The 18,341-nt window shown below is 71.1% G+C and carries 17 protein-coding genes; 8 read left to right on the top strand and 9 right to left on the bottom strand.

The window, feature by feature from the left end; translation table 11 throughout:
* Nucleotides 1-8 precede the first annotated feature (8 nt).
* From AB0C27_RS06215 to AB0C27_RS06205, 3 genes are read right to left on the bottom strand one after another with little or no spacing between them, the layout of a single operon-like run.
* The gene (locus AB0C27_RS06215) at nt 9-851 is read right to left on the bottom strand and encodes a carbohydrate ABC transporter permease (RefSeq protein ID WP_346108499.1); all 843 of its coding nucleotides are present in this window, start codon (nt 849-851) and stop codon (nt 9-11) included.
* Complete coding sequence (locus AB0C27_RS06210; protein WP_357838655.1) at nt 848-1,714, bottom strand: sugar ABC transporter permease; 867 nt, start codon at nt 1,712-1,714, stop codon at nt 848-850. Before AB0C27_RS06210 ends, AB0C27_RS06215 begins: the two co-directional genes overlap by 4 nt.
* Entirely contained in the window at nt 1,711-3,075 is a 1,365-nt protein-coding gene (locus AB0C27_RS06205; protein ID WP_357838652.1) for an extracellular solute-binding protein, read from the bottom strand. Before AB0C27_RS06205 ends, AB0C27_RS06210 begins: the two co-directional genes overlap by 4 nt.
* A gap of 137 nt (nt 3,076-3,212) precedes the next feature.
* On the opposite strand from AB0C27_RS06205, the gene AB0C27_RS06200 reads away from it, so the two are divergent.
* Nucleotides 3,213-4,241 carry a LacI family DNA-binding transcriptional regulator gene (locus AB0C27_RS06200; protein WP_357838649.1) on the top strand — a complete coding sequence of 343 codons (1,029 nt, stop codon included), beginning with the start codon at nt 3,213-3,215 and terminating at the stop codon, nt 4,239-4,241.
* A 15-nt stretch (nt 4,242-4,256) separates the two neighbouring features.
* On the opposite strand, the gene AB0C27_RS06195 is transcribed toward AB0C27_RS06200, so the two are convergent.
* From AB0C27_RS06195 to AB0C27_RS06185, 3 genes are all read right to left on the bottom strand, one after another.
* Complete coding sequence (locus tag AB0C27_RS06195) at nt 4,257-5,006, bottom strand: sulfite exporter TauE/SafE family protein (protein WP_357838646.1); 750 nt, start codon at nt 5,004-5,006, stop codon at nt 4,257-4,259.
* Nucleotides 5,007-5,080: 74 nt separating this feature from the next.
* Nucleotides 5,081-6,571 carry a long-chain fatty acid--CoA ligase gene (locus AB0C27_RS06190; RefSeq protein ID WP_357838643.1) on the bottom strand — a complete coding sequence of 497 codons (1,491 nt, stop codon included), beginning with the start codon at nt 6,569-6,571 and terminating at the stop codon, nt 5,081-5,083.
* Nucleotides 6,558-7,946, bottom strand: coding sequence for a helix-turn-helix domain-containing protein (locus tag AB0C27_RS06185; RefSeq protein WP_357838640.1), 1,389 nt, complete (start codon nt 7,944-7,946; stop codon nt 6,558-6,560). Before AB0C27_RS06185 ends, AB0C27_RS06190 begins: the two co-directional genes overlap by 14 nt.
* 178 nt (nt 7,947-8,124) lie before the next feature.
* Between AB0C27_RS06185 and AB0C27_RS06180 the strand changes: the two genes are divergently transcribed.
* Genes AB0C27_RS06180 through AB0C27_RS06160 form a run of 5 tightly spaced genes read left to right on the top strand, consistent with a single transcriptional unit; the run spans nt 8,125 to nt 12,757 of the window.
* The gene (locus tag AB0C27_RS06180) at nt 8,125-8,883 is read left to right on the top strand and encodes an ABC transporter ATP-binding protein (protein WP_357838637.1); all 759 of its coding nucleotides are present in this window, start codon (nt 8,125-8,127) and stop codon (nt 8,881-8,883) included.
* Nucleotides 8,880-9,596, top strand: coding sequence for an ABC transporter ATP-binding protein (locus AB0C27_RS06175; RefSeq protein WP_357838634.1), 717 nt, complete (start codon nt 8,880-8,882; stop codon nt 9,594-9,596). The genes AB0C27_RS06180 and AB0C27_RS06175 overlap by 4 nt, the downstream gene beginning before the upstream one ends.
* Before the next feature lie 4 nt (nt 9,597-9,600).
* Entirely contained in the window at nt 9,601-10,482 is an 882-nt protein-coding gene (locus AB0C27_RS06170) for a branched-chain amino acid ABC transporter permease (protein ID WP_357838631.1), read from the top strand.
* The gene (locus AB0C27_RS06165) at nt 10,479-11,480 is read left to right on the top strand and encodes a branched-chain amino acid ABC transporter permease (RefSeq protein ID WP_357838628.1); all 1,002 of its coding nucleotides are present in this window, start codon (nt 10,479-10,481) and stop codon (nt 11,478-11,480) included. Before AB0C27_RS06170 ends, AB0C27_RS06165 begins: the two co-directional genes overlap by 4 nt.
* 5 nt (nt 11,481-11,485) lie before the next feature.
* Nucleotides 11,486-12,757: an ABC transporter substrate-binding protein gene (locus tag AB0C27_RS06160; protein ID WP_357838626.1), complete on the top strand. Its 1,272-nt coding sequence runs from the start codon at nt 11,486-11,488 to the stop codon at nt 12,755-12,757.
* A gap of 1 nt (nt 12,758) precedes the next feature.
* On the opposite strand, the gene AB0C27_RS06155 is transcribed toward AB0C27_RS06160, so the two are convergent.
* Nucleotides 12,759-13,712, bottom strand: coding sequence for an NAD-dependent epimerase/dehydratase family protein (locus AB0C27_RS06155; RefSeq protein WP_357838624.1), 954 nt, complete (start codon nt 13,710-13,712; stop codon nt 12,759-12,761).
* Between the two features lie 21 nt (nt 13,713-13,733).
* Complete coding sequence (locus AB0C27_RS06150) at nt 13,734-15,248, bottom strand: FAD-dependent monooxygenase (RefSeq protein ID WP_357838622.1); 1,515 nt, start codon at nt 15,246-15,248, stop codon at nt 13,734-13,736.
* Nucleotides 15,249-15,420: 172 nt separating this feature from the next.
* Between AB0C27_RS06150 and AB0C27_RS06145 the strand changes: the two genes are divergently transcribed.
* Both AB0C27_RS06145 and AB0C27_RS06140 read left to right on the top strand, forming a co-directional pair.
* Nucleotides 15,421-16,617: a cytochrome P450 gene (locus AB0C27_RS06145; protein ID WP_357838620.1), complete on the top strand. Its 1,197-nt coding sequence runs from the start codon at nt 15,421-15,423 to the stop codon at nt 16,615-16,617.
* A gap of 62 nt (nt 16,618-16,679) precedes the next feature.
* Nucleotides 16,680-17,402, top strand: coding sequence for a hypothetical protein (locus tag AB0C27_RS06140; protein WP_357838618.1), 723 nt, complete (start codon nt 16,680-16,682; stop codon nt 17,400-17,402).
* Here the strand turns inward: AB0C27_RS06140 and AB0C27_RS06135 are convergent.
* Complete coding sequence (locus AB0C27_RS06135) at nt 17,394-18,176, bottom strand: response regulator transcription factor (RefSeq protein ID WP_357838616.1); 783 nt, start codon at nt 18,174-18,176, stop codon at nt 17,394-17,396. The genes AB0C27_RS06140 and AB0C27_RS06135 overlap by 9 nt on opposite strands.
* Between the last annotated feature and the right edge of the window lie 165 nt (nt 18,177-18,341).

The raw sequence follows: 18,341 nt of genomic DNA, 5'->3' as shown, positions 1-18,341 counted from the left end.
GATCGGGGTCAGCCCTTGACGCTGCCCGCGAGGATGCCGTTGATGAAGTGGCGCTGCAGCAGGACGAAGATCACCAGCAGGGGCAGCATGGCGATGCTCCCCGCGGCCAGCAGCTCGCCCCAGACGGTGGCGAAGTCGGCGCCGATCCGGTTGCCGGTGACGTTCTGCGCCAGCGTGGACAGCACCACCTGGAGGGTCTGATGGGAGGTGTCGTTGACGGCGACGACCGGCCAGACGAAGTCGTTGTAGACGTTCATCGTGGTCAGCACCGCCAGCGCCGCCAGGCCCGGCCTGATGACGGGCAGCACGACCTTGGCGAAGATGCCGAACTCGCCGGCCCCGTCCACCCGCCCGGCATCGATGAGCTCGTTCGGGATGGCGGCGATGGTCTGCCGCATCCAGAAGATGCTGAACGCGTCGATGCTGCCCGGCAGGATCAGCGCCTGGTAGGTGTTCACCCAGCCGAGCGCGCTCATCTCCAGCAGCAGCGGGATGATCAGCACCAGCGTCGGCAGCATCAGCGTCAGCAGCACCGTGCCGAAGAGCAGGTTCTTGAACGGGAAGTCGTACTTGGCGAACGCGTAGCCGGCCAGCGGCGCGAAGAACATCGTCATCGCGCCCTTGACCAGCAGCACCAGCGCCGTGTTCGCGAACCCGGTGCCGATCGGCACGTCGGCGAACATGGCCCGGTAATTGGCCAGGGTGAGCTCGCCGATCGACAGCGGGCTCGTGATGATCTCCGCGGCGGGCTTGAACGAGGAGCTGAGCGCCCACCAGATCGGATACAGGAACACGATCGCGAGCAGCGCCAGCACCGCGTACTGCGCGATGCCCGGCCTGGTGTTGTTCATGACACCTCGTCCTTCGGGCGCAGCAGCCTGACCGACACCAGCGACAGCCCGAAGACGAGCAGGACCAGCAGGAACGAGTTCGCGGCGCCGGTGCCCAGGTCGGAGGCGGTGATGTGGTTGTAGAGGTAGAGCCCCGCGGTGGTGGTGGAGCCGTACGGGCCGCCCTGGGTGACCACGAACGGCTCGGCGAACATCTGGAAGACCGCCAGCGTCTGGATGACCACCAGGAAGGCCATGCTCCGCCGCACCAGCGGCACGGTGATCGACCAGAACTGGCGGGCACGGGAGGCGCCGTCGAGCGCGGCGGCCTCGTACACGCCGCCGGGGACGGCCTGGAGGCCGGCCAGCAGGATGATGATCGCGAACCCGGTGGTCTTCCACAGGAACAGCAGCGCCAGCGTCGGCTTCGACCACGTCGTGGAGGTCAGCCAGGCCACGTCGGGCAGTCCCGCCAGGTTGAGCAGGTAGTTGATCAGGCCGTAGTCCTGGTCGAACACCACGATCCAGACCTGTGCCATGGCCACCAGCGGGGTCACGAACGGCGCGATGAAGGCCACCCGGAAGAACCCGCGCAGCCGCAGCCTGGCGTTGGCCAGCAGCACCGCGCCGCCCAGCCCGGCCACGACCTGCAGCGGCACGATCAGCACCCACATGACGGCGCTGTTGCCGAGCGAGGCCCAGAAGTCCGGGCTGGTCAGCAGGTAGAGGTAGTTGTCGATCCCGACCCAGCGGGCCGCGCCCGCCCCGCGCCAGCGCATGAAGCTGAGCTGCAGGGCGTAGATCAGCGGATAGATCCCGAACGCGGCGAAGACCACGAAGAACGGGGCGATGAACAGATACGGCGAGAGCCGGGCAGACCTCATGAGCGGTCGATCAGGTTCCGCTGGATCTTCTCGGCCGACTCCGAGATCACTTGGTCGGGGGACATCTTGCCTTCCATCAGGCGCTGCATGTTGTTGCCGAGGTAGTCCACCGACTGGGCCCACCACCACGGGATCGGCGTGGCGGCCGGGATGGTGGCGCCGGCCTCGACGGCGACCTTCCACAGGTCCTGGCCGCCGAGCGCCTCGATGGGCTGGAACAACGGCTTGGCCGGGTCGGCCGCCGGGGTGTAGCTGGGGATCGAGGTGGACAGGCCGCCGGGGTAGACGTCGTTGGGGCCGTACACGGCGGTGTAGCCGGGCTCCTTGAAGCACAGGAACTCGTACAGCAGCCAGGCCAGCTCGGGGTTCTTGGCCTTGGCCGGGATGACGAAGCTGCTGCCGCCCATCGCGCCGCTGCGCGCGCCGCCGGGCGTCCAGGCCGGCAGCGGCGCGGCGCGCCACTTGCCCTTGGTGGCCTTGAGCAGCTGCTGCGGCGCGAACGACCACCAGATCGCCCACGGCACGAACACCTGCCTGCCGTCGTCGAGCGACTTGACGTCGGCCGGCTCCAGGTAGGGGGCGTGGGTGACCAGGTCGTCCTTGACCGCCGTCTGGATCCAGGTGAAGATCCGCCGGTACTCCTCGGAGTCGAGGCGCAGCTTGCCCTGTGCGTCGGTGAGGCTCGTGCCCTGCTGTCCTGCCAGCATCTCCAGCCAGAGCTGGCTGAGGAACGGCGTCTTCTCCAGGTGGATGGGCTGGGTCTTTGGGTCCTTCTCCTTGACGGTCCTGGCCGCCGTGATGAGGTCGTCGTACGTGGCCAGGCTCGCGGGATCGACCCCGGCGCTCTCCAGGATGTCCTCGCGGTACCACAGCAGGCCCGGGTCGAGGTCCCACGGAACGCCGAAGATCTTGCCGTCCACGGTGTTCACCGACAGCTTGTACGGCGAGGTCTGATCCTTGTACGGCGCGATCAGGTCGGTCAGGTCGAAGAGGTGCTCGGCCTGCCCGCCGATCTTGGCGTCGTCCCAGAAGCTGCCGTCGGGCACGTCGGTGCCGCTGATCAGGGTGTTGGCGAGCTTGGCGTCGATGTCGACGGCCTGATGGTTGACCTTGACGTTCGGGTACGCCTCGCGGAACTTGGCGATGGCCGCGTCGAAGACCTTGAACAGGTCGCCGGACCGGTTCCAGATGGTGATCTCGCCCTTGGCCGCCGAGGCGGACGCGCTCGGCGCGGCGAGCTTGCTGGGCTGCGTGGCCGTGCCGCCGGGGGCGCACGCGGCGAGGGAGCCGGTGGCGGCGAGTGCGCCGATGCCCAGGGCTCCCTGGAGAAACCCACGACGGCCAAGAGGGGGTGTGGACATGTGCGACTCCTCGCCGGACAGGAAATGACGTTGTGAGGGCTCTGCAACGATGCAGACATCATGCATACTTGTCTGCAACGATGCAAGACCGGGTTTAGGATCTTCCCAACACGAGCGGTCGGAGGTATAGGAGACGCATGGCCGGTCCAACCCTGCGTGACGTCGCCAAGCGGGCGAACGTGTCCATCCGCACGGTGTCCAACGTGGTGAACGGTTACGCGCCGGTCTCCGACGAGCTGCGCGCCCGGGTGCAGGCGGTGCTCGACGAGCTCGACTACCGTCCCAACCTCATCGCCCGCAACCTCAAACAGGGACGCACCGGGATGATCGCCCTCGTGGTGCCCGAACTGGACGTCCCCTACTTCGCCGAGCTGGCCCGCGAGGTGATCACCGCCGCCAGGACGCGCGGTTACGTGGTCATGATCGACCAGACCGACGGCGACGGTGACAGGGAGCGCGAGCTGCTCGGGCGCGACTCGCGGGCCACCATGTTCGACGGTCTGGTGCTCAGCCCGCTGTCGGTCACCGCCGAGGAGCTGCGCGGCAGGGGCAACCGGGTGCCGATCGTGCTGCTCGGCGAGCACATCTTCAACGGCAGCTTCCCCCACGTGGCCATCGACAACGTGGCCGCCGCCCGCGACGCCACCGACCATCTGCTCGGGCTCGGCCGCCGCCGGGTGGCCGCCATCGGCGATCAGCCGTACGCGACCGGCGAGACCGCCCAGCTCCGCACCGCCGGCTACCGGCAGGCCCACGCCAGGCACGGCCTGGAGGTCGACGAGGCGCTGATCATGCCCACCACGCACTTCCACCGGCGGCTGGGCGCCGAGGCCATGGAGCGGCTGCTGGCCCTGCCCGACCCGCCGGACGCCGTCTTCTGCTACAACGACCTGCTCGCCCTCGGCGCGATCAGGGCGCTGATCAGGGCGGGCCGCCGCATCCCCGAGGACGTGGCGGTGGTGGGTCTCGACGACATCGAGGAGGGCCAGTACAGCACGCCCAGCCTGACCACGGTCGCTCCCGACAAGGGCGAGATCGCCCGCCGGGCGGTGGACACGCTGCTGGAGTCGATCCGCGGCGAGCTGGGCTCACCACCCGAGATCGTGGTGCCCCACCGGCTGATCGTCAGGGAGAGCAGCGCGGGCGAGGTTCGCCCGCCGGACTGACCGCCGCCTCGCGCCTCAGCCGACGAGGAGCTTGGTGATCGCCAGGACGCCGATGACCACGATCGTCGCGCGCAGCACCGGGGCGGGCAGCCGGCGACCCAGGCGGGCGCCGAGGAAGCCGCCGGCCGTCGAGCCCAGCGCCACCAGCAGCACCGCCAGCCAGTCCACGTCGGCGACCAGGGCGTACAGGATGGCGGCGGCGCCGTTGACCACGACGACGAGCACGTTCTTGGCCGCGTTGATGCGCTGGAGCTCCTCGTCGATGAGGATGCCCATGAAGCCGATGAGCAGGATGCCCTGCCCGGCGCCGAAATAGCCGCCGTACGCGCCCGCCGCGAGCGCGCCGAGCCACAGCCACGGGCCGCCGTGCGCGCGACGGGGCCGGGCGGCCAGCAGCCGGTTGAGCCTGGGCTGGATCACGACCAGCGTGCACGACAGCGCGATGAGCACGGTGACGACCACCGTGAACGTGCGCTCGGGCAGGTTGAGCAGCAGCAGGCCGCCGGTCAGCGCGCCGGCCAGGGAGGCGGGGGCGAGCCGGAGCAGCCGCTCGCGCTGGCCCTTGAGCTCGCTCCGGTAGCCCATGACACCGCTCAGCCCGCCGGGGACCAGGCCGATGTTGTTGGAGACGTTGGCGGTGATCGGCGGCAGGCCCACGGCGAGGAGCGTGGGGAACGTGATCAGCGATCCCGACCCGACCACGGTGTTGATGGCCCCGCCCGCGATGCCGGCCACGAGCACAGCAACCATTTCCCAGGGTGTCATGCCTGGCCACTTTAGATCTCATCTTACTGAATAAGATGATTAATACCGCTATGTGAGATATCTCGCTCTTGAGATCAACCGGAGCGGCCGCCGGCGGCCGGGCGGGTCAGCGCCCGCTTGAGGATCTTGCCGGTCGGGCTCATCGGCAGCTCGTCCACGAACGACACCCGGCGCGGATACTTGTACGCCGCCACCCGCTCCCGTACGAAGTCGCGCAGCTCCTCCCCGGTCACCGGCGCGCGCAGGGCCACCACGGCCTCGATCTCCTCGCCCAGCCCCGCGTGCGGCACGCCGATCACCGCCGCCTGCCGCACCGCCGGATGCTCGTAGAGCACCTCCTCCACCTCGCGCGGATAGACCGTGTACCCGCCCCTGATGATCACGTCGCGGCGGCGGTCCACCAGGAAGAAGTAGCCGTCCTCGTCCACCCGGCCCAGGTCGCCGGTGTGGAACCAGCCGTCGTGGACGGCCTCGGCCGTGGCCTCGGGGTCGTTCCAGTAGCCCTTCATCACGTTCGGGCCGCGCACCACGATCTCGCCGATCGCGCCGGCGGGCAGCTCGCGGCCGTCCTCGTCGACCACCTTCATCTCGACGTCCCTGATGGGCCAGCCGATCGAGCCGGGCCTGCGGTGCCGGCCGCCCCGGTTGGTCGCGGCGACGGGGGAGGTCTCGCTGAGCCCGTACCCCTCGATGATCTCGCAGCCGAACCTGGCCTCGTACGCGCGCAGCACGTCCAGCGGCAGCGCCGCCCCGCCCGACGCGCAGACCCGCAGCATCGACATGTCGGAGGCGCCGGGATGGTCGAGCAGCGCGATGAACATGGTCGGCACGCCCTGGAAGACCGTCACCCCGTCGCGCCTGATCACTTCGAGCGCCCGGCCCGCCTCGAAGCGGCGCAGCAGCGTCAGCCGCGCGCCCGCGTGCACGGTCGCGTTGAGCGAGCAGGTCTGGCCGAACGTGTGGTAGAGCGGCAGCGCGCCCAGCACCACGTCGTCCACGCCGAGCGCGTGCATGCGGGCCACGGTCGCGGCGTTGCCGCCCAGGTTGGCGTGGGTCAGCTCGATGCCCTTCGGCCGGCCGGTGGTGCCCGAGGTGTAGTGGATCACCGCGGTGGTGCCCGCCGCCGTGGGAGCGATCTCGCGTTCGGCCGCCACGCCCCGCAGCAGCCGCCTGAACTCGCCCGGCACCACGAAGAAGCAGTCCGCCTTCGTGCCCGCCGAGCCCGCCTCCGCCGTCTCCGCGAACGCGTGCCAGGCGATCAGCAGCCTGGCTCCGCAGTCGCCCAGGTAGGCCGAGATCTCCCGGCGCCGGAGCAGCGGGTCCAGCGGCACCACCACGGCCCCGAGCCGCAGCACCCCGTAGTAGACGACGCCGAACTCGGGTACGTTCGGCAGCATGATCGCGACCCGGTCGCCGGGACCGATCCCGCGGCACCGCAGCAACCCGGCGAGCCGCGCGCTCAGCTCCTCCAGCGCGCCGTAGGTCAGCTCCGCCTCGTCCAGCGTGAGCACCGCCCTGCCGCCCAGCCGGTCGGCGGCGGTGTGGAGCCGGTCAGCGAGGTTCATGGAAAGAAGGTACGTCCGCTCTCCCGCGCCCCTCATTGGTCGCGGTGCCCAGTCTTTCCCGCCCGGTATTGGTGGGAAGTGTGTCCTGGAGGGCTATGGCCACCAGCAGTTCGACCAGATCGTTGATCGAGCGCAGGCTCCGCCCGGTGCGCTCCTGGATCCGCCGCATCCGGTATTGGGCGGTGTTGGGATGGATCTGCAGCCGCTCGGCCGCCACCCGCAGGTTCAGGTCCGCCTCGGCGAACGCCCTGATCGTGGCCGTCAGCACGCCGCCGCGGGCTCGGTCCTCCGACAGCAGCGCGGTGATGCGCGCGTCCACCAGGTTGCGCGCGGTGTCGTCGGCCTTGAGCGCCAGATACTGGAACGGCGTGATCCTGGGCAGCGCCGCCACCCCGCCCTCCTCAGGCAGGAAGTCCAGCACGGCCCTGGCCTCCTGGTAGGCCTGCGGGAGCTGCGCGGCGCCCGTCGCCACGGTGCTGACGCCCATGGCCAGCCTGATGCCCTCCGTGGCCAGGCCGCGCAGCACCCCCTGCAGCCGGTCGCACAACTCCTCAGCGCTCTGATGGGGGCTCTGATGGGGGCTCTGGTGGGGGCCGAGCACGGGGATGGCCACGATCTCCGACTGGCGCACGACCGACAGCGTGCGCACGCCGTTGCCGCCGGTCCTGGCGATGGCCGCGCACGCCGCGTGCAGCGCGTCGGCGCCCTGGTCGGGGCCGCTCGGCACCGGGGCGGGCGGCCCGGCCAGCACCGCGATCACCACCAGCAGCGGCGTGCGGGTGTCGGGCACCAGGCCGTGCGCCTGCGCCGCGGCCAGCTCCCTGCCCCGCGTGGGCAGGCTGCCGGCCAGCAGCGTCTCCAGCAGGTCGCGGCTCTCCCGTACGGCCTCCGCCGCCGCGTACTGCTGGAACTCCATGTACGCGTTCGCCGCGTGCGTGCTGGCGAAGTCGCAGTACCGCATCAGCGGCGTGGCCAGCGACAGCGCCGCCTCGCGCCCGGCGTACGTGTGCCCGGCCCGTTCGACCACGGCCTCCCAGAAGACCTGCTGCCCGACCCTGAAGGCGTTGATGTAGTCGGCCAGCGCCATCCCGGCCCTGGCCCGGCGCATGGCGGCGCGCCGGGTGAAGGAGATGTCGTCGGGGGTGACCGTCCGCTCCTCCAGCAGCACACCCAGTTTGGCCCGGTAGTGCTTGACCACCTGGTCGCGCACGTCGGTGCGGAAGGCGGCGTCCTGCGCCGCGTATGCGGGGATCTCCTCCAGCATGGTCGAAACGGCGACGACGGCCAGGTCGGGAAGGTCGTTCAGCAGCTCGGACAGGATTCGGGTGCGTTCCGCGCGGACGGCGGCTGCCACGGTGCTCGAACCGGTGGACATGCCGGGATGATCCATGCCCGTCGCCGGGCGGTCAACGGGTCGTAACCGGTCCGAGACCCTCCCTGTGCTCAGAGGACAACTTGCCGGAAACATCTTGGGTCACCGTGCCCAATGCGGCTCCTGACGAGCGGCTCCTACGCTGAGCGCAACTTCAGAACATTGTTCTCCAGGAGGCCGGATGCTGGAGGTGCACGATCTTACCGTTCGCTTCGGCGGCATCACCGCGCTGGACGGCGTGGGGTTCGAGGTGGCGGCCGGCGAGATGGTGGGACTCATCGGGCCGAACGGCGCCGGCAAGACCACCCTGTTCAACTGCCTGACCCGGCGCTACGACGCCGACTCGGGCACGATCGCGTACGAGGGCCGCGACCTCATCGCCGTGGCCCCTTACGCCATCGCCCCGCTCGGCATCGCCAGGACGTTCCAGAACCTGGGCCTGTTCCCGCGCCTGTCGGTACGCGACAACGTGCTGGTCGGCGCGCATCACCGGGGCCGCGCCGGCTTCCTGTCCGCCGGGCTGCGGCTGCCGGGCGTGCGCCGCGAGGAACGCGAGCTGCGCGCCGACGCGGACGCGGTCCTGGAGCGGCTGGGCCTGACGGAGGTGGCCGGCCATCCGGCGACCGGGCTCCCGTTCGGCACCCTGAAGCGGGTGGAGCTGGCCCGCGCGCTCATCGGCCGGCCCCGCCTGCTCCTCCTCGACGAACCGGTGAACGGGCTGAACGCGGCCGAGGTGGAGGAGTTCGCGGGCACGCTGGGCGCGATCCGCGCCGAGAACGACCTGACCGTGATCGTGGTCGAGCACCACATGGGGTTCGTCATGGGGATCTGCGAGCGCATCGTCTGCCTGGACTTCGGCCGCAAGATCGCCGAAGGCCCGCCTGAGGACGTCCAGCGCGACCCCGCCGTGATCGAGGCGTACCTGGGGACGGCGGCATGAGCGACCTCGTGGTGGCCGACCTGGTCGCCGGTTACGGAGACGCGCGGGTGCTGCACGGTGTCGGCTTCACCGTCCGTGAGGGCGAGGTCTGCGCCATCCTCGGCCCCAACGGCGCCGGCAAGACGACCCTGCTGCGCGCCCTGTCCGGCGTGGTCAGGGCCCGCGGCACGATCACGCTCGGCGGCACCACGCTGGCCGGCCGCTCGCCCGACACGATCGCCAGGCACGGCGTCGCCCACGTGCCCGAGGGCCGGGGCACGTTCATGCCGCTGACCGTCGAGGAGAACCTGCGCCTCGGCGCGTACGTCCGGCGCCGTGGAGCGGAGGTCGAGCAGGATCTCGCCCGCATCTACACCTACTTCCCGGTGCTGAAGACCCGGCTCAAGCAGGCGGCGGGCAGCCTGAGCGGCGGCGAGCAGCAGATGCTGGCCCTCGGCCGCGCCCTCATGCTGCGCCCCCGGCTGCTGCTGCTCGACGAGCCGTCCCTGGGCCTGGCCCCGCTGGTCACCCGGGAGCTGTTCCGCATCGTCCAGGCCATCAACGCAGAGGAGCGGACCACCGTGGTCGTCGTCGAGCAGAACGCCCATCTCGCCCTCGGCATCGCCCAGCAGGCGCACGTCCTGGAGACCGGGCGCATCGTGCTGTCGGGCACGGCGGCGGAGATCAGGGCCGACGAGCAGGTCGCGCAGTCCTACCTCGGGTACCGGGTGTAGCGCGATGGCCGGATTCGTGCAGCAGGTCGTCGAGGGGCTCGGCGCGGGCGCCATCTACGCCAGCCTGGCGCTGGCCCTGGTGCTGATCTACCAGTTCACCGGCATCGTCAACTTCGCCCAGGGCGAGCTGGCCATGTTCTCCACCTACGTCGCCTGGCAGTGCGTGGCCGCCGGCCTGCCGTTCTGGCTGGCCCTGGTGCTGACGCTCGCGGTGTCGTTCGCCGGCGGCATGCTCATCGAGCGGGTGATCATCCGGCCGGTCGAGGGTGCTCCCGAGCTCACCATCGTGATCGTCACCGTCGGGCTGTTCATCTTCGTCAACGCGGCGGCCGGCTGGATCTGGACGTTCCTCATCAAGGACTTCCCCAACCCCTTCCCCGGTGGCGCGCTGGAGGCGGCCGGGGTCAGCGTGAGCTTCTCCACGCTCGGCGTGTTCGGCGTGGTCGCGGTGGTCATGGGGCTGCTCTACCTGCTCTTCCAGCACACCAAGATCGGGCTCGGGATGCGCGCCGTGGCCACCAACCCCGCCTCGGCGCGGCTGGTCGGCATCCGCGTCGGCCGGACGCTGGCGCTCGGCTGGGGCCTGGCCGCCACCGTGGGCGCGGTGTCAGGGGTGCTGGTCGCGCCGCTGCTGTTCCTGGAGCCGAACATGATGGGAGGCGTCCTCATCTACGCGTTCGCGGCGGCCACGCTCGGCGGCTTCGACAGCCCGCTCGGGGCGGTCGCCGGCGGGCTGATCGTGGGCGTCGCGGAGACGCTCGCCGGGGCGTACGTCGGCGTCATCGGATCCGACCTCAAGGTGGGGGTGCCGCTGGTGATCATTCTCGGGGTCCTGCTGCTGCGGCCGCAGGGATTGTTCGGCCGAGCGGTGGTGGAGCGGGCATGAGCGCCACCAAGGTCGTCACCGAGCCGGCCCCCGTACGCGCGCGGCGCCCGCCCGACCCCAGGTGGCGCTGGGCCGCGCTCGCCCTGCTGCTGGCCGCCGCCGTCTACGCGCCCTTCCAGCTCGCGCCCTTCCACGTCTTCCAGCTCACGATGGTGCTGGTGTACGCGGTGGCGCTGCTCGGGCTCAACCTGCTCGTCGGGCACGCCGGGCAGATCTCGCTCGGGCACGGCGCGTTCTTCGCCGTGGGGGCGTACACGGGGGCCATCCTGCTCGACCGCTGGGACCTGCCGTACCCGCTGACCCTGCCCGTGGCGGCCGGGGTGGCGTTCGTGCTGGGGCTGGCGCTCGGCGTGCCCGCGATGCGGCTGCGCGGCCTGTACCTGGCGCTCGTGACGCTCGCCATCGCGATCTTCCTGGTGCCGCTGCTCAAGCGGTTCGAGGAGGTGACCGGCGGCTCCATGGGGCTGACGCTGGCCAAGCCCGCGCCGCCCGCCTGGAGCGGCCTGGCCGAAGACCAGTGGCTCTACTTCCTCACCCTGGTCGTCGCCGTCGCCGCGTTCCTGCTGGCCGCGGGCCTGCTGCGCTCGCGCGTGGGCCGGGCGCTGCACGCGCTCAGGGACAACGAGACGGCGGCCGAGGTCATGGGCGTGCGGCTGTCGTTCTACAAGACGCTCGCGTTCGCCTGGAGCGCCATGTTCGCCGGAGCGGCCGGCTGCGTCTACACGTGGGTGATCGGCTTCGTCTCGCCCGACTCGTTCACCGTGAACCTGTCGATCACCCTGCTGGCCGGGCTGGTCGTCGGCGGGCTCGGCTCGCTGTCGGGGCCGGTGCTGGGCGGGCTGTTCGTGATGTTCGTGCCGAGCATCTCGCAGGACGTCAACGACGCCGCGCCCGGCGTCATCTTCGGCCTGCTGATCATCGTGGTGATGTACGTGGCCCCCACGGGGCTGGCCGGCCTGGCCGGGCGCTTGGTCAAGAAGATTCCCCGGAAGGAGTAAGAGGTATGCGAGTAACCGCCATCGGCTGCACGGCGCTGCTCCTGCTCGCCGTCGCCGCCTGCGGGGGACGGGACGGCGGCGGTGACACCGGAGGCACGGCCGCGTCGGGCCAGTGCGCCGGGCAGCAGACCACCGGCATTACCGACAAGAGCATCAAACTGGGCGGCATCTATCCGCTGTCCGGCCCCGCCTCCGCGTACGGGGACATCCCCAAGGGCATCAAGGCGTACTTCGACTACGTCAACGCCGAGAAGAACGGCATCGGCGGGCGCAAGGTCGAGTTCGTCGTCCGCGACGACGGCTACCAGCCGCCCAAGGCCGTCGAGGAGGCCCGCAGGCTGGTGGAGCAGGAGCAGGTCTTCGCCCTGTTCCAGACGCTCGGCACCCCCTCGACCTCCGCGACCTGGGACTACGCCAACCAGCGCAAGGTCCCGCAGATCTTCGTGGCCACCGGCGCCTCCAAGTGGGGCACCGACACCACACATCCGTGGACCATCGGCTGGCAGCCCAACTACATCTCGGAGGCCCGCGTCTACGCGGCCTATCTGAAGAAGGAGAAGCCCGAGGCCAAGGTCGCCGTCCTCTACCAGAACGACGACTTCGGCAAGGACCTGCTCGGCGGCTTCAAGCGGGCACTGGAGGGCTCGCAGGTCAAGGTGGTGGCCGAGCAGAGCTACGAGGTGACCGACCCCAGTATCGATCCGCAGATGCGCAACCTGGCCGAGTCGGAGGCGGAGGTGTTCCTCAACATCACCACGCCCAAGTTCGGCTCGCAGGCGCTGGCGGCCGACGCCAAGAACACCAAGTGGAACCCGCTGCACATCGTCAACAACGTCGCCGCCTCGATCACCGTGCTGAAGCCGGTCGGGTTCCCGAACGTGCAGGGTGTCGTGTCGGCCACCTACTACAAGGACCCCAACGACCCGACGTGGGCGGACGACGCCGAGATGAAGCTCTACAAGGACAAGATGCGGCAGTACGCGCCGCAGGCCGACCCCAACGTGCCGTACCACACGTTCGGCTGGGCCGTGGCGAGCAGTTTCCACAAGGCCATGGAGGCGGCCGCGTGCCCGACCCGCGAGGGGCTGCGCGACTCCGTGCGCAACCTCAAGGGGGTGCAGGTGGACATGCTGCTGCCGGGGGTGACGATGGACACGGCGCAGGGTGACGGGTTCCCGATCGAGTCGATGCAGCTCATGACGTTCAAGGGCGAGCGGTGGGAGCTGTTCGGCGACGTGATCGACACCCGCAAGGAGTTCGGCCCTCTGACCGGGTGATCTAGGGCTTGATGGTGCCCGCGCGCACCAGCCATTCGACCGCCTCGCGGATGGCCTCCAGGGAGGTGTGGCGCGGCCGGTGGCCGAGCATCCGCTCGGCCTTGGCCATGCTGCAGTGGGGGCTGTGCGCGATGTGGTCGTAGGTCACCTGCGCGTCGTGCTCGGACACCGTCTCCCGCCACCGCTCCCACGGCAGGAACGCCAGCCGCGCCGGCTTGCCGAACCAGCCCGCCACCGCCTCGGCGTACCCGCGCAGCGTCAGGGCGGTGGTGGCGACGGAGTGGAAGCTCTCGCCGACGGCGGCGGAGCGGCCGGCCATGGCGTCCATGAACAGCCGGGCCACGTCGTCGGCGTGCACGTGCTGGACGGTCTCCATTCCCAGGTTGGGCAGCGTCACCTCGGCGCCCTCGGCGAGTGCCTGGAACACGCCGGGATCGACGTTGCCCGCCGGGTTGACCGGCACCCAGCCGGGCCCGGTGATGTGGCCGGGATGGATGATCGTGGCCGGGAACCCGTCACGCTGGGCCCGGTCGAGCAGGAACGCCTCGATGGCCGCCTTCTGGACGCCGTAGTCACCGAACGGCTCCCGCTTGGCGTCCTCGGTGGTCGGCACCTGGGCGCTGGGGCCGTGCACCCAGACCGTGCCGCAGTGCAGGAACTGGCGCACCCGGCCGCTGAGCGCGTCGGCCAGCGCGCGGGCGCTGTGCTCGGTGAAGCAGATCAGGTCGATCACGACGTCGGGGTCGAGCTCGGCGATCCGCCGGCCGAACGTGCCGTCGGCCTCCTCGGCCTCGCGGTCGGCGGTGACGGTGATGACCTGCTGCCAGGCGCCGTGAGGGCTGTAGGGCTCGCGCTGCCCCCGGCTGACGTTGACCACCTCGTGCCCGACGCCGACCAGCCTCGGGATGAGGTACGTGCCGATGTGTCCACTTCCGCCGATCACCACTACGCGCATGTGAACAGCGTAGACCGGGGGTCAGGAGAAGCCGAGGGCCATCCGGAGCGCGCCCGAGGGGTGGCCGGCGCGCCAGGCCACGTGCTGGTCGGGGCGGACCAGGGCGAGGGGCTCACCGGGCAGGTCCACGACGCGCAGCGGCACGCCCAGCTCCCGCGCCTCCGCCACCAGCACGTCCGCGCCCGGCGCGTTCCGGTCGCCGACCAGGCTGAACGCGGGGCCGAGCCGGTCGTACAGGGACTCGCCGGGCGCGAGCCAGCGGTGCGGCAGGCGCTCGCCGCAGCCGGGCGCGACGATCGGGGAGCCCGCGTAGGTGTAGCCCAGCACCAGGTCCAGGCTGTGGAACTCGCGGTCCTTGGTCCTGCGCACCGCCTCGGCCACGGCCGGACGCACCCGCTCGAACTCCTCGTCAGGGCCCATCAGCGCCGGATCGGCCAGTTCCGGGGCGAGGGTGGACATGTTCGCGGCGGCGGTCTCGATCGTGTCGGCGGCGATGGGGCGGCGCTCCCGCTCGTACGTGCCCAGCAGCGCCTCCGGCGCCCACCCGCGCAACACGGCGGCCAGCTTCCAGCCGAGGTTGACCGCGTCCCCGATGCCGGTGTTGAACCCGTGCCCGCCGTAGGGCGGGTTCTGGTGCGCCGCGTCGCCGGCCAGGAACACGCGCCCGCTGGCGTAGCGGTCGACCAGCAACATCCGGGCGGTCCACGGGTCGGTGGCCAGGATCTCCACCTCGATGTCGGCCCCGGCCAGGTTCCGCACCAGCCGTACGGGGTCGGCGTCCTGCTCGCGCACCCCCTGCGCGATGCACCACCAGGTCTCCTTCAGGTCCAGGCGGCCGACCATGCCGGGCTGCTCCGGGTTCAGCACCCAGTAGTGCACGGCGGGGCCGTGCGGCATGCGCTCGGCCAGCCCCGGGGCGCGGAAGACGATGTTGTAGTTGGGCCTGGCGTCCTGGCGGCCCTCGTACCGGGCGCCGATGGCCTCCCTGGTCACGCTGCGCGGGCCGTCGCAGCCGACCACGTACTGGGCGCGTACCTCCTGCTCGGTGCCGTCCTGCGCCGCGATCGTGACCGTCACCCCGTCGGGGTCTTCGCGCAGGCCCGTCACCCGCCATCCCGTCAGCAGCGCGTCCCCGACCGCCTCGCGCAGCACCTCCTCGACCAGCGGCTGCGGCGCCTGCTGGCCGGACTCGGCGGCCAGGTCGGAGCCGACCAGGTCGAGGCCGAAGCAGCCGCCGATCCTGGTGATCTCCCGCCCGAGCAGGCTGTCCACGAACACCGCCTGGTCCGACCACGACACCGCCAGCGGCGCCCGCGCCCGTAGCGTCTGCGCCAGCCCCCACCTGCGCAGCAGCTCCATCGAGCGGGCCGAGGTGGTCTTCGCGCGCGGCCGCAGCCACGACACCTGCTCGCGCGGCTCGACGACCAGGCATTCGACGCCCTGGTACGCCAGCTCGACGGCGGTGGCCAGGCCGACGGGCCCGCCTCCGGCCACCAGCACCGGTACGGAGTCGGGCACGCGCGGAACCAGGTCCATGGACGTCCTATTCGTCAGAATGATGAGAGGTATATTCCTGACGGCGTACGGCCCGCGTCAATGCGGCATTGATTCTGGTACGACCGCACAACGATTGAAGATCGCTTCTAGAGAGCCCGGCGTCCCGATCAGTAGCGTGCAAGCCAAAAACCGGGACCATCCAGGGGACTGCATGAGCGAGACCTCGACGATGCCGCTGCACATGCGGCGGGTGGAGTTCGATCCAGCGCCGGAGTTGGCGGCCGCGCGCGACGAGGAGCGGGTCAAGAGGGTACAGACGGCATTCGGGGCCGACGCCTGGCTGGTGACGCGGTACGCGGACGTCCGCGAGGTGCTGGGCGACGCCGAGCGGTTCAAGGTCGCCCCGCAGACCATCGCGCGGCTGCCGGGAGCGCCGCCGATGACGGAGGAGCAGCTCGCCAAGGTGCGCGCGGGCAACCTGCTCGGCCTCGACCCGCCCGAGCACACCCGGCTGCGCCGGATGCTGACGCCCGAGTTCACCATCCGGCGCATGCGCCGCCTCGAACCGCGCATCGAGGCCATCGTGAACGACCACCTCGACGCCATGGAGGCCGCCGGGTCGCCCGTGGACCTGGTGCCGTCGTTCGCGCTGCCGATCCCGGCGCTGGTGATCTGCGAGCTGCTCGGGGTGCCGTACGAGGACCGCGAGGACTTCCAGCAGCGGACGAACAGGATGCTCGACATGAGCGTGCCGGGCGAGGAGCGGATGATGCTCCAGTTCCAGCAGCGCTCGTACATGGAGGGGCTGGTCGCCCGCATCCAGCAGGACCCCGGCGAGGAACTGCTGGGCATGCTCGTCCGCGAGCACGGCGACGACCTGACCACCGACGAGCTGGTCGGGATCGGCGGGCTGCTGCTGTTCGCCGGGCACGAGACCACCTCCAACATGCTCTCCCTGGGCACGCTCGCCCTGCTGCGCCACCCCGAGCAGCTCGACCTGCTCAGGAAGGAGCCGCAGCGGATCGACGCCACCGTCGAGGAGCTGCTGCGCTGGCTCAGCATCGTCAACTCGGGCACCACCAAGGTCGCGACCGCCGACACGGAGATCGGCGGGCAGGCGATCGCGGAGGGTGACCTGCTCCTGGTCTCCCTGCCCGCCGCGAACCGGGACAAGGGGCTCATCCCCGACGCGGACACGTTCGACCTCACCCGCGGCGCCCCCGGCCACGTCGCCTTCGGCCACGGCGTGCACCACTGCCTGGGCGCCCCGCTGGCCCGCATGGAGCTGCGCACCGCGCTGCCCGCCCTGCTCAGCCGCTTCCCCGGCCTGCGCACGACGGACAACACGCCGCAGTTCCGCACGTCCAGCATCGTGTACGGCATGGCCTCCCTGGAGGTGGCGTGGTGAGGCTTCCCTAGCGGCCGGGCACACTCACAGGGACGGCACGCGGCTCGTACCCGGAGATGGCGATGACAGGCGAAGACAGCCGGCGGCCGACGGTGTCCGACCGGGACCGGCCGCGCGCCCGCGAACTCACCGCACGGCAGCGTGACGAGCAGGGCGACACGCGCGACCGAGCCGCCGCCGAACGCGACGAGGCGGCGCGGCGGCGCGACCTGCGGGCCACCGCCAGGGACGAGGAGGCGTTGCCGCGTGTCCGGCAGTTGGAGCGGCTGCGCCAGGAGAACGACGAGCACGACCGCCGCGTGCACGACCTGCTCTGGGAGGCCGAGCGTCGCGACCGGGCGGCCGAGGAACGCGACCGGGCCGCCGCCGACCGGTACCGAGCGCTGGCCGAGCGGGGCGAGGGCACGGACGAGCTCTGGCGGCTGCTGGCCCTGGACCGTGACGCGGCGGCGGCCGACCGGGAGCGCAACCGGCTCGACCGGGCCGCGATCCGCGACGAACTGTCCGCCCTGCGCGCCGACCGGGTCCAACTGGAACGCGAGCAGGGCCAGGAGCGACGCGTCGCCGCGCTGGAGCGTTCGGCGAGCGCGGACGACCGCCGGGCCAGCGCCCGCGACCGCCGCGCCAGCCTCCTCGACCGGCTCGCCAGCGCCCGCGACCGCCGCTACGCACGCCTGTACCGCTTCAGAACGCGGGCAGCCCGGCGAGCGAGCGTCGGCTACTACGTCAGATGGACACCCGGCCACGCGGTCACCGACAGAAACCCCTGGACCCGATCACCCTGAACGGCCCGACCGGGAGCGCGCTGTCCGACGCGCTCCGGCCGGCGTGACGGGCACCCCGCCCCCGGCGGCCGGGCGCAGGGTGTAGCCGACGCCGCGGACGGTGTGGATCATCGGCGCGCGCCGGGCGTCGATCTTCCTGCGCAGGTACGAGATGTACAGCTCGACCACGTTGCCCCGGCCGCCGAAGTCGTAGGCCCAGACGCGGTCGAGGATGTGCGCCTTGCTGAGCACCCGGCCGGGGTTGCGCATCAGCAGGCGCAGCAGTTCGTACTCGGTGGGCGAGAGCCGGATGTCCTCGCCGTCCCGCCGCGCCCGGCGGGTGCGCTGGTCCAGCGTGAGGTCCCCCACCACGAGTCCGGCGCCGTCCCGCCGGGCCACACGCGCGCGGCGCAGCAGCCGGTGCAGCCGGGCGACGACCTCCTCCACGCGGAACGGCTTCGTCACGTAGTCGCCGGCCCCCGCGCCCAGCCCGGCCAGCTCCTCGTCCAGGCGGTCCGTCGTGGTCAGGTACAGGACGGGCACGCCGGGCAGCCGGACGTCGGCCGCGCCGGGCATGGTGGCGTCGAGCACGACCGCGTCGGGGCGGGCGCACCGGGCCGCGCGGGTGGCCGCGCCGCCGTCGTACGCGCCGCGGACCCGCCACGACTCCTGCCGCGCCAGCGTGGAGCGGAGCTTCGTCAGTGCGGGCTCGCCGGCCACGACGAGGATGTCGGCGGCGCCGCCGCCGGGCCGGCGCACGGGCTCGGCCGAAACGTTCGCGCTGGACGTGTGCATGCTCGTGACGATGACGTCCTTGCATGAGCGTTCGATGAACGCCGCTTAGTAATCGGCTGTGAACCGCGCCCGCCGCACCCTCAGGCCGCCCTGCGGGGGCTTTACCCGGAACAATACACCCCCAGAGTAATTGAATCACTACTCAACGTTACGATGGCGAAGTTC

This window comes from Nonomuraea sp. NPDC048882 (assembly GCF_040649755.1).
Lineage (GTDB): Bacteria > Actinomycetota > Actinomycetes > Streptosporangiales > Streptosporangiaceae > Nonomuraea > Nonomuraea maheshkhaliensis.
The sequence above is the reverse complement of the archived record's forward strand: the minus strand, read 5'-3'. Positions and strand labels throughout refer to the sequence as shown.

Bases quoted from the DNA above. Each gene is read 5' to 3' on its own strand.
- AB0C27_RS06150 (WP_357838622.1), bottom strand. From the start codon at position 15,248: ATGGACCTGGTTCCGCGCGTGCCCGACTCCGTACCGGTGCTGGTGGCC.
- AB0C27_RS06210 (WP_357838655.1), bottom strand. From the start codon at position 1,714: ATGAGGTCTGCCCGGCTCTCGCCGTATCTGTTCATCGCCCCGTTCTTC.
- AB0C27_RS06190 (WP_357838643.1), bottom strand. From the start codon at position 6,571: ATGAACCTCGCTGACCGGCTCCACACCGCCGCCGACCGGCTGGGCGGC.
- AB0C27_RS06170 (WP_357838631.1), top strand. From the start codon at position 9,601: ATGGCCGGATTCGTGCAGCAGGTCGTCGAGGGGCTCGGCGCGGGCGCC.
- AB0C27_RS06140 (WP_357838618.1), top strand. From the start codon at position 16,680: ATGACAGGCGAAGACAGCCGGCGGCCGACGGTGTCCGACCGGGACCGG.
- AB0C27_RS06205 (WP_357838652.1), bottom strand. From the start codon at position 3,075: ATGTCCACACCCCCTCTTGGCCGTCGTGGGTTTCTCCAGGGAGCCCTG.
- AB0C27_RS06160 (WP_357838626.1), top strand. From the start codon at position 11,486: ATGCGAGTAACCGCCATCGGCTGCACGGCGCTGCTCCTGCTCGCCGTC.
- AB0C27_RS06165 (WP_357838628.1), top strand. From the start codon at position 10,479: ATGAGCGCCACCAAGGTCGTCACCGAGCCGGCCCCCGTACGCGCGCGG.
- AB0C27_RS06185 (WP_357838640.1), bottom strand. From the start codon at position 7,946: ATGTCCACCGGTTCGAGCACCGTGGCAGCCGCCGTCCGCGCGGAACGC.
- AB0C27_RS06180 (WP_357838637.1), top strand. From the start codon at position 8,125: ATGCTGGAGGTGCACGATCTTACCGTTCGCTTCGGCGGCATCACCGCG.
- AB0C27_RS06155 (WP_357838624.1), bottom strand. From the start codon at position 13,712: ATGCGCGTAGTGGTGATCGGCGGAAGTGGACACATCGGCACGTACCTC.
- AB0C27_RS06175 (WP_357838634.1), top strand. From the start codon at position 8,880: ATGAGCGACCTCGTGGTGGCCGACCTGGTCGCCGGTTACGGAGACGCG.
- AB0C27_RS06135 (WP_357838616.1), bottom strand. From the start codon at position 18,176: ATGCACACGTCCAGCGCGAACGTTTCGGCCGAGCCCGTGCGCCGGCCC.
- AB0C27_RS06200 (WP_357838649.1), top strand. From the start codon at position 3,213: ATGGCCGGTCCAACCCTGCGTGACGTCGCCAAGCGGGCGAACGTGTCC.
- AB0C27_RS06145 (WP_357838620.1), top strand. From the start codon at position 15,421: ATGAGCGAGACCTCGACGATGCCGCTGCACATGCGGCGGGTGGAGTTC.
- AB0C27_RS06195 (WP_357838646.1), bottom strand. From the start codon at position 5,006: ATGACACCCTGGGAAATGGTTGCTGTGCTCGTGGCCGGCATCGCGGGC.
- AB0C27_RS06215 (WP_346108499.1), bottom strand. From the start codon at position 851: ATGAACAACACCAGGCCGGGCATCGCGCAGTACGCGGTGCTGGCGCTG.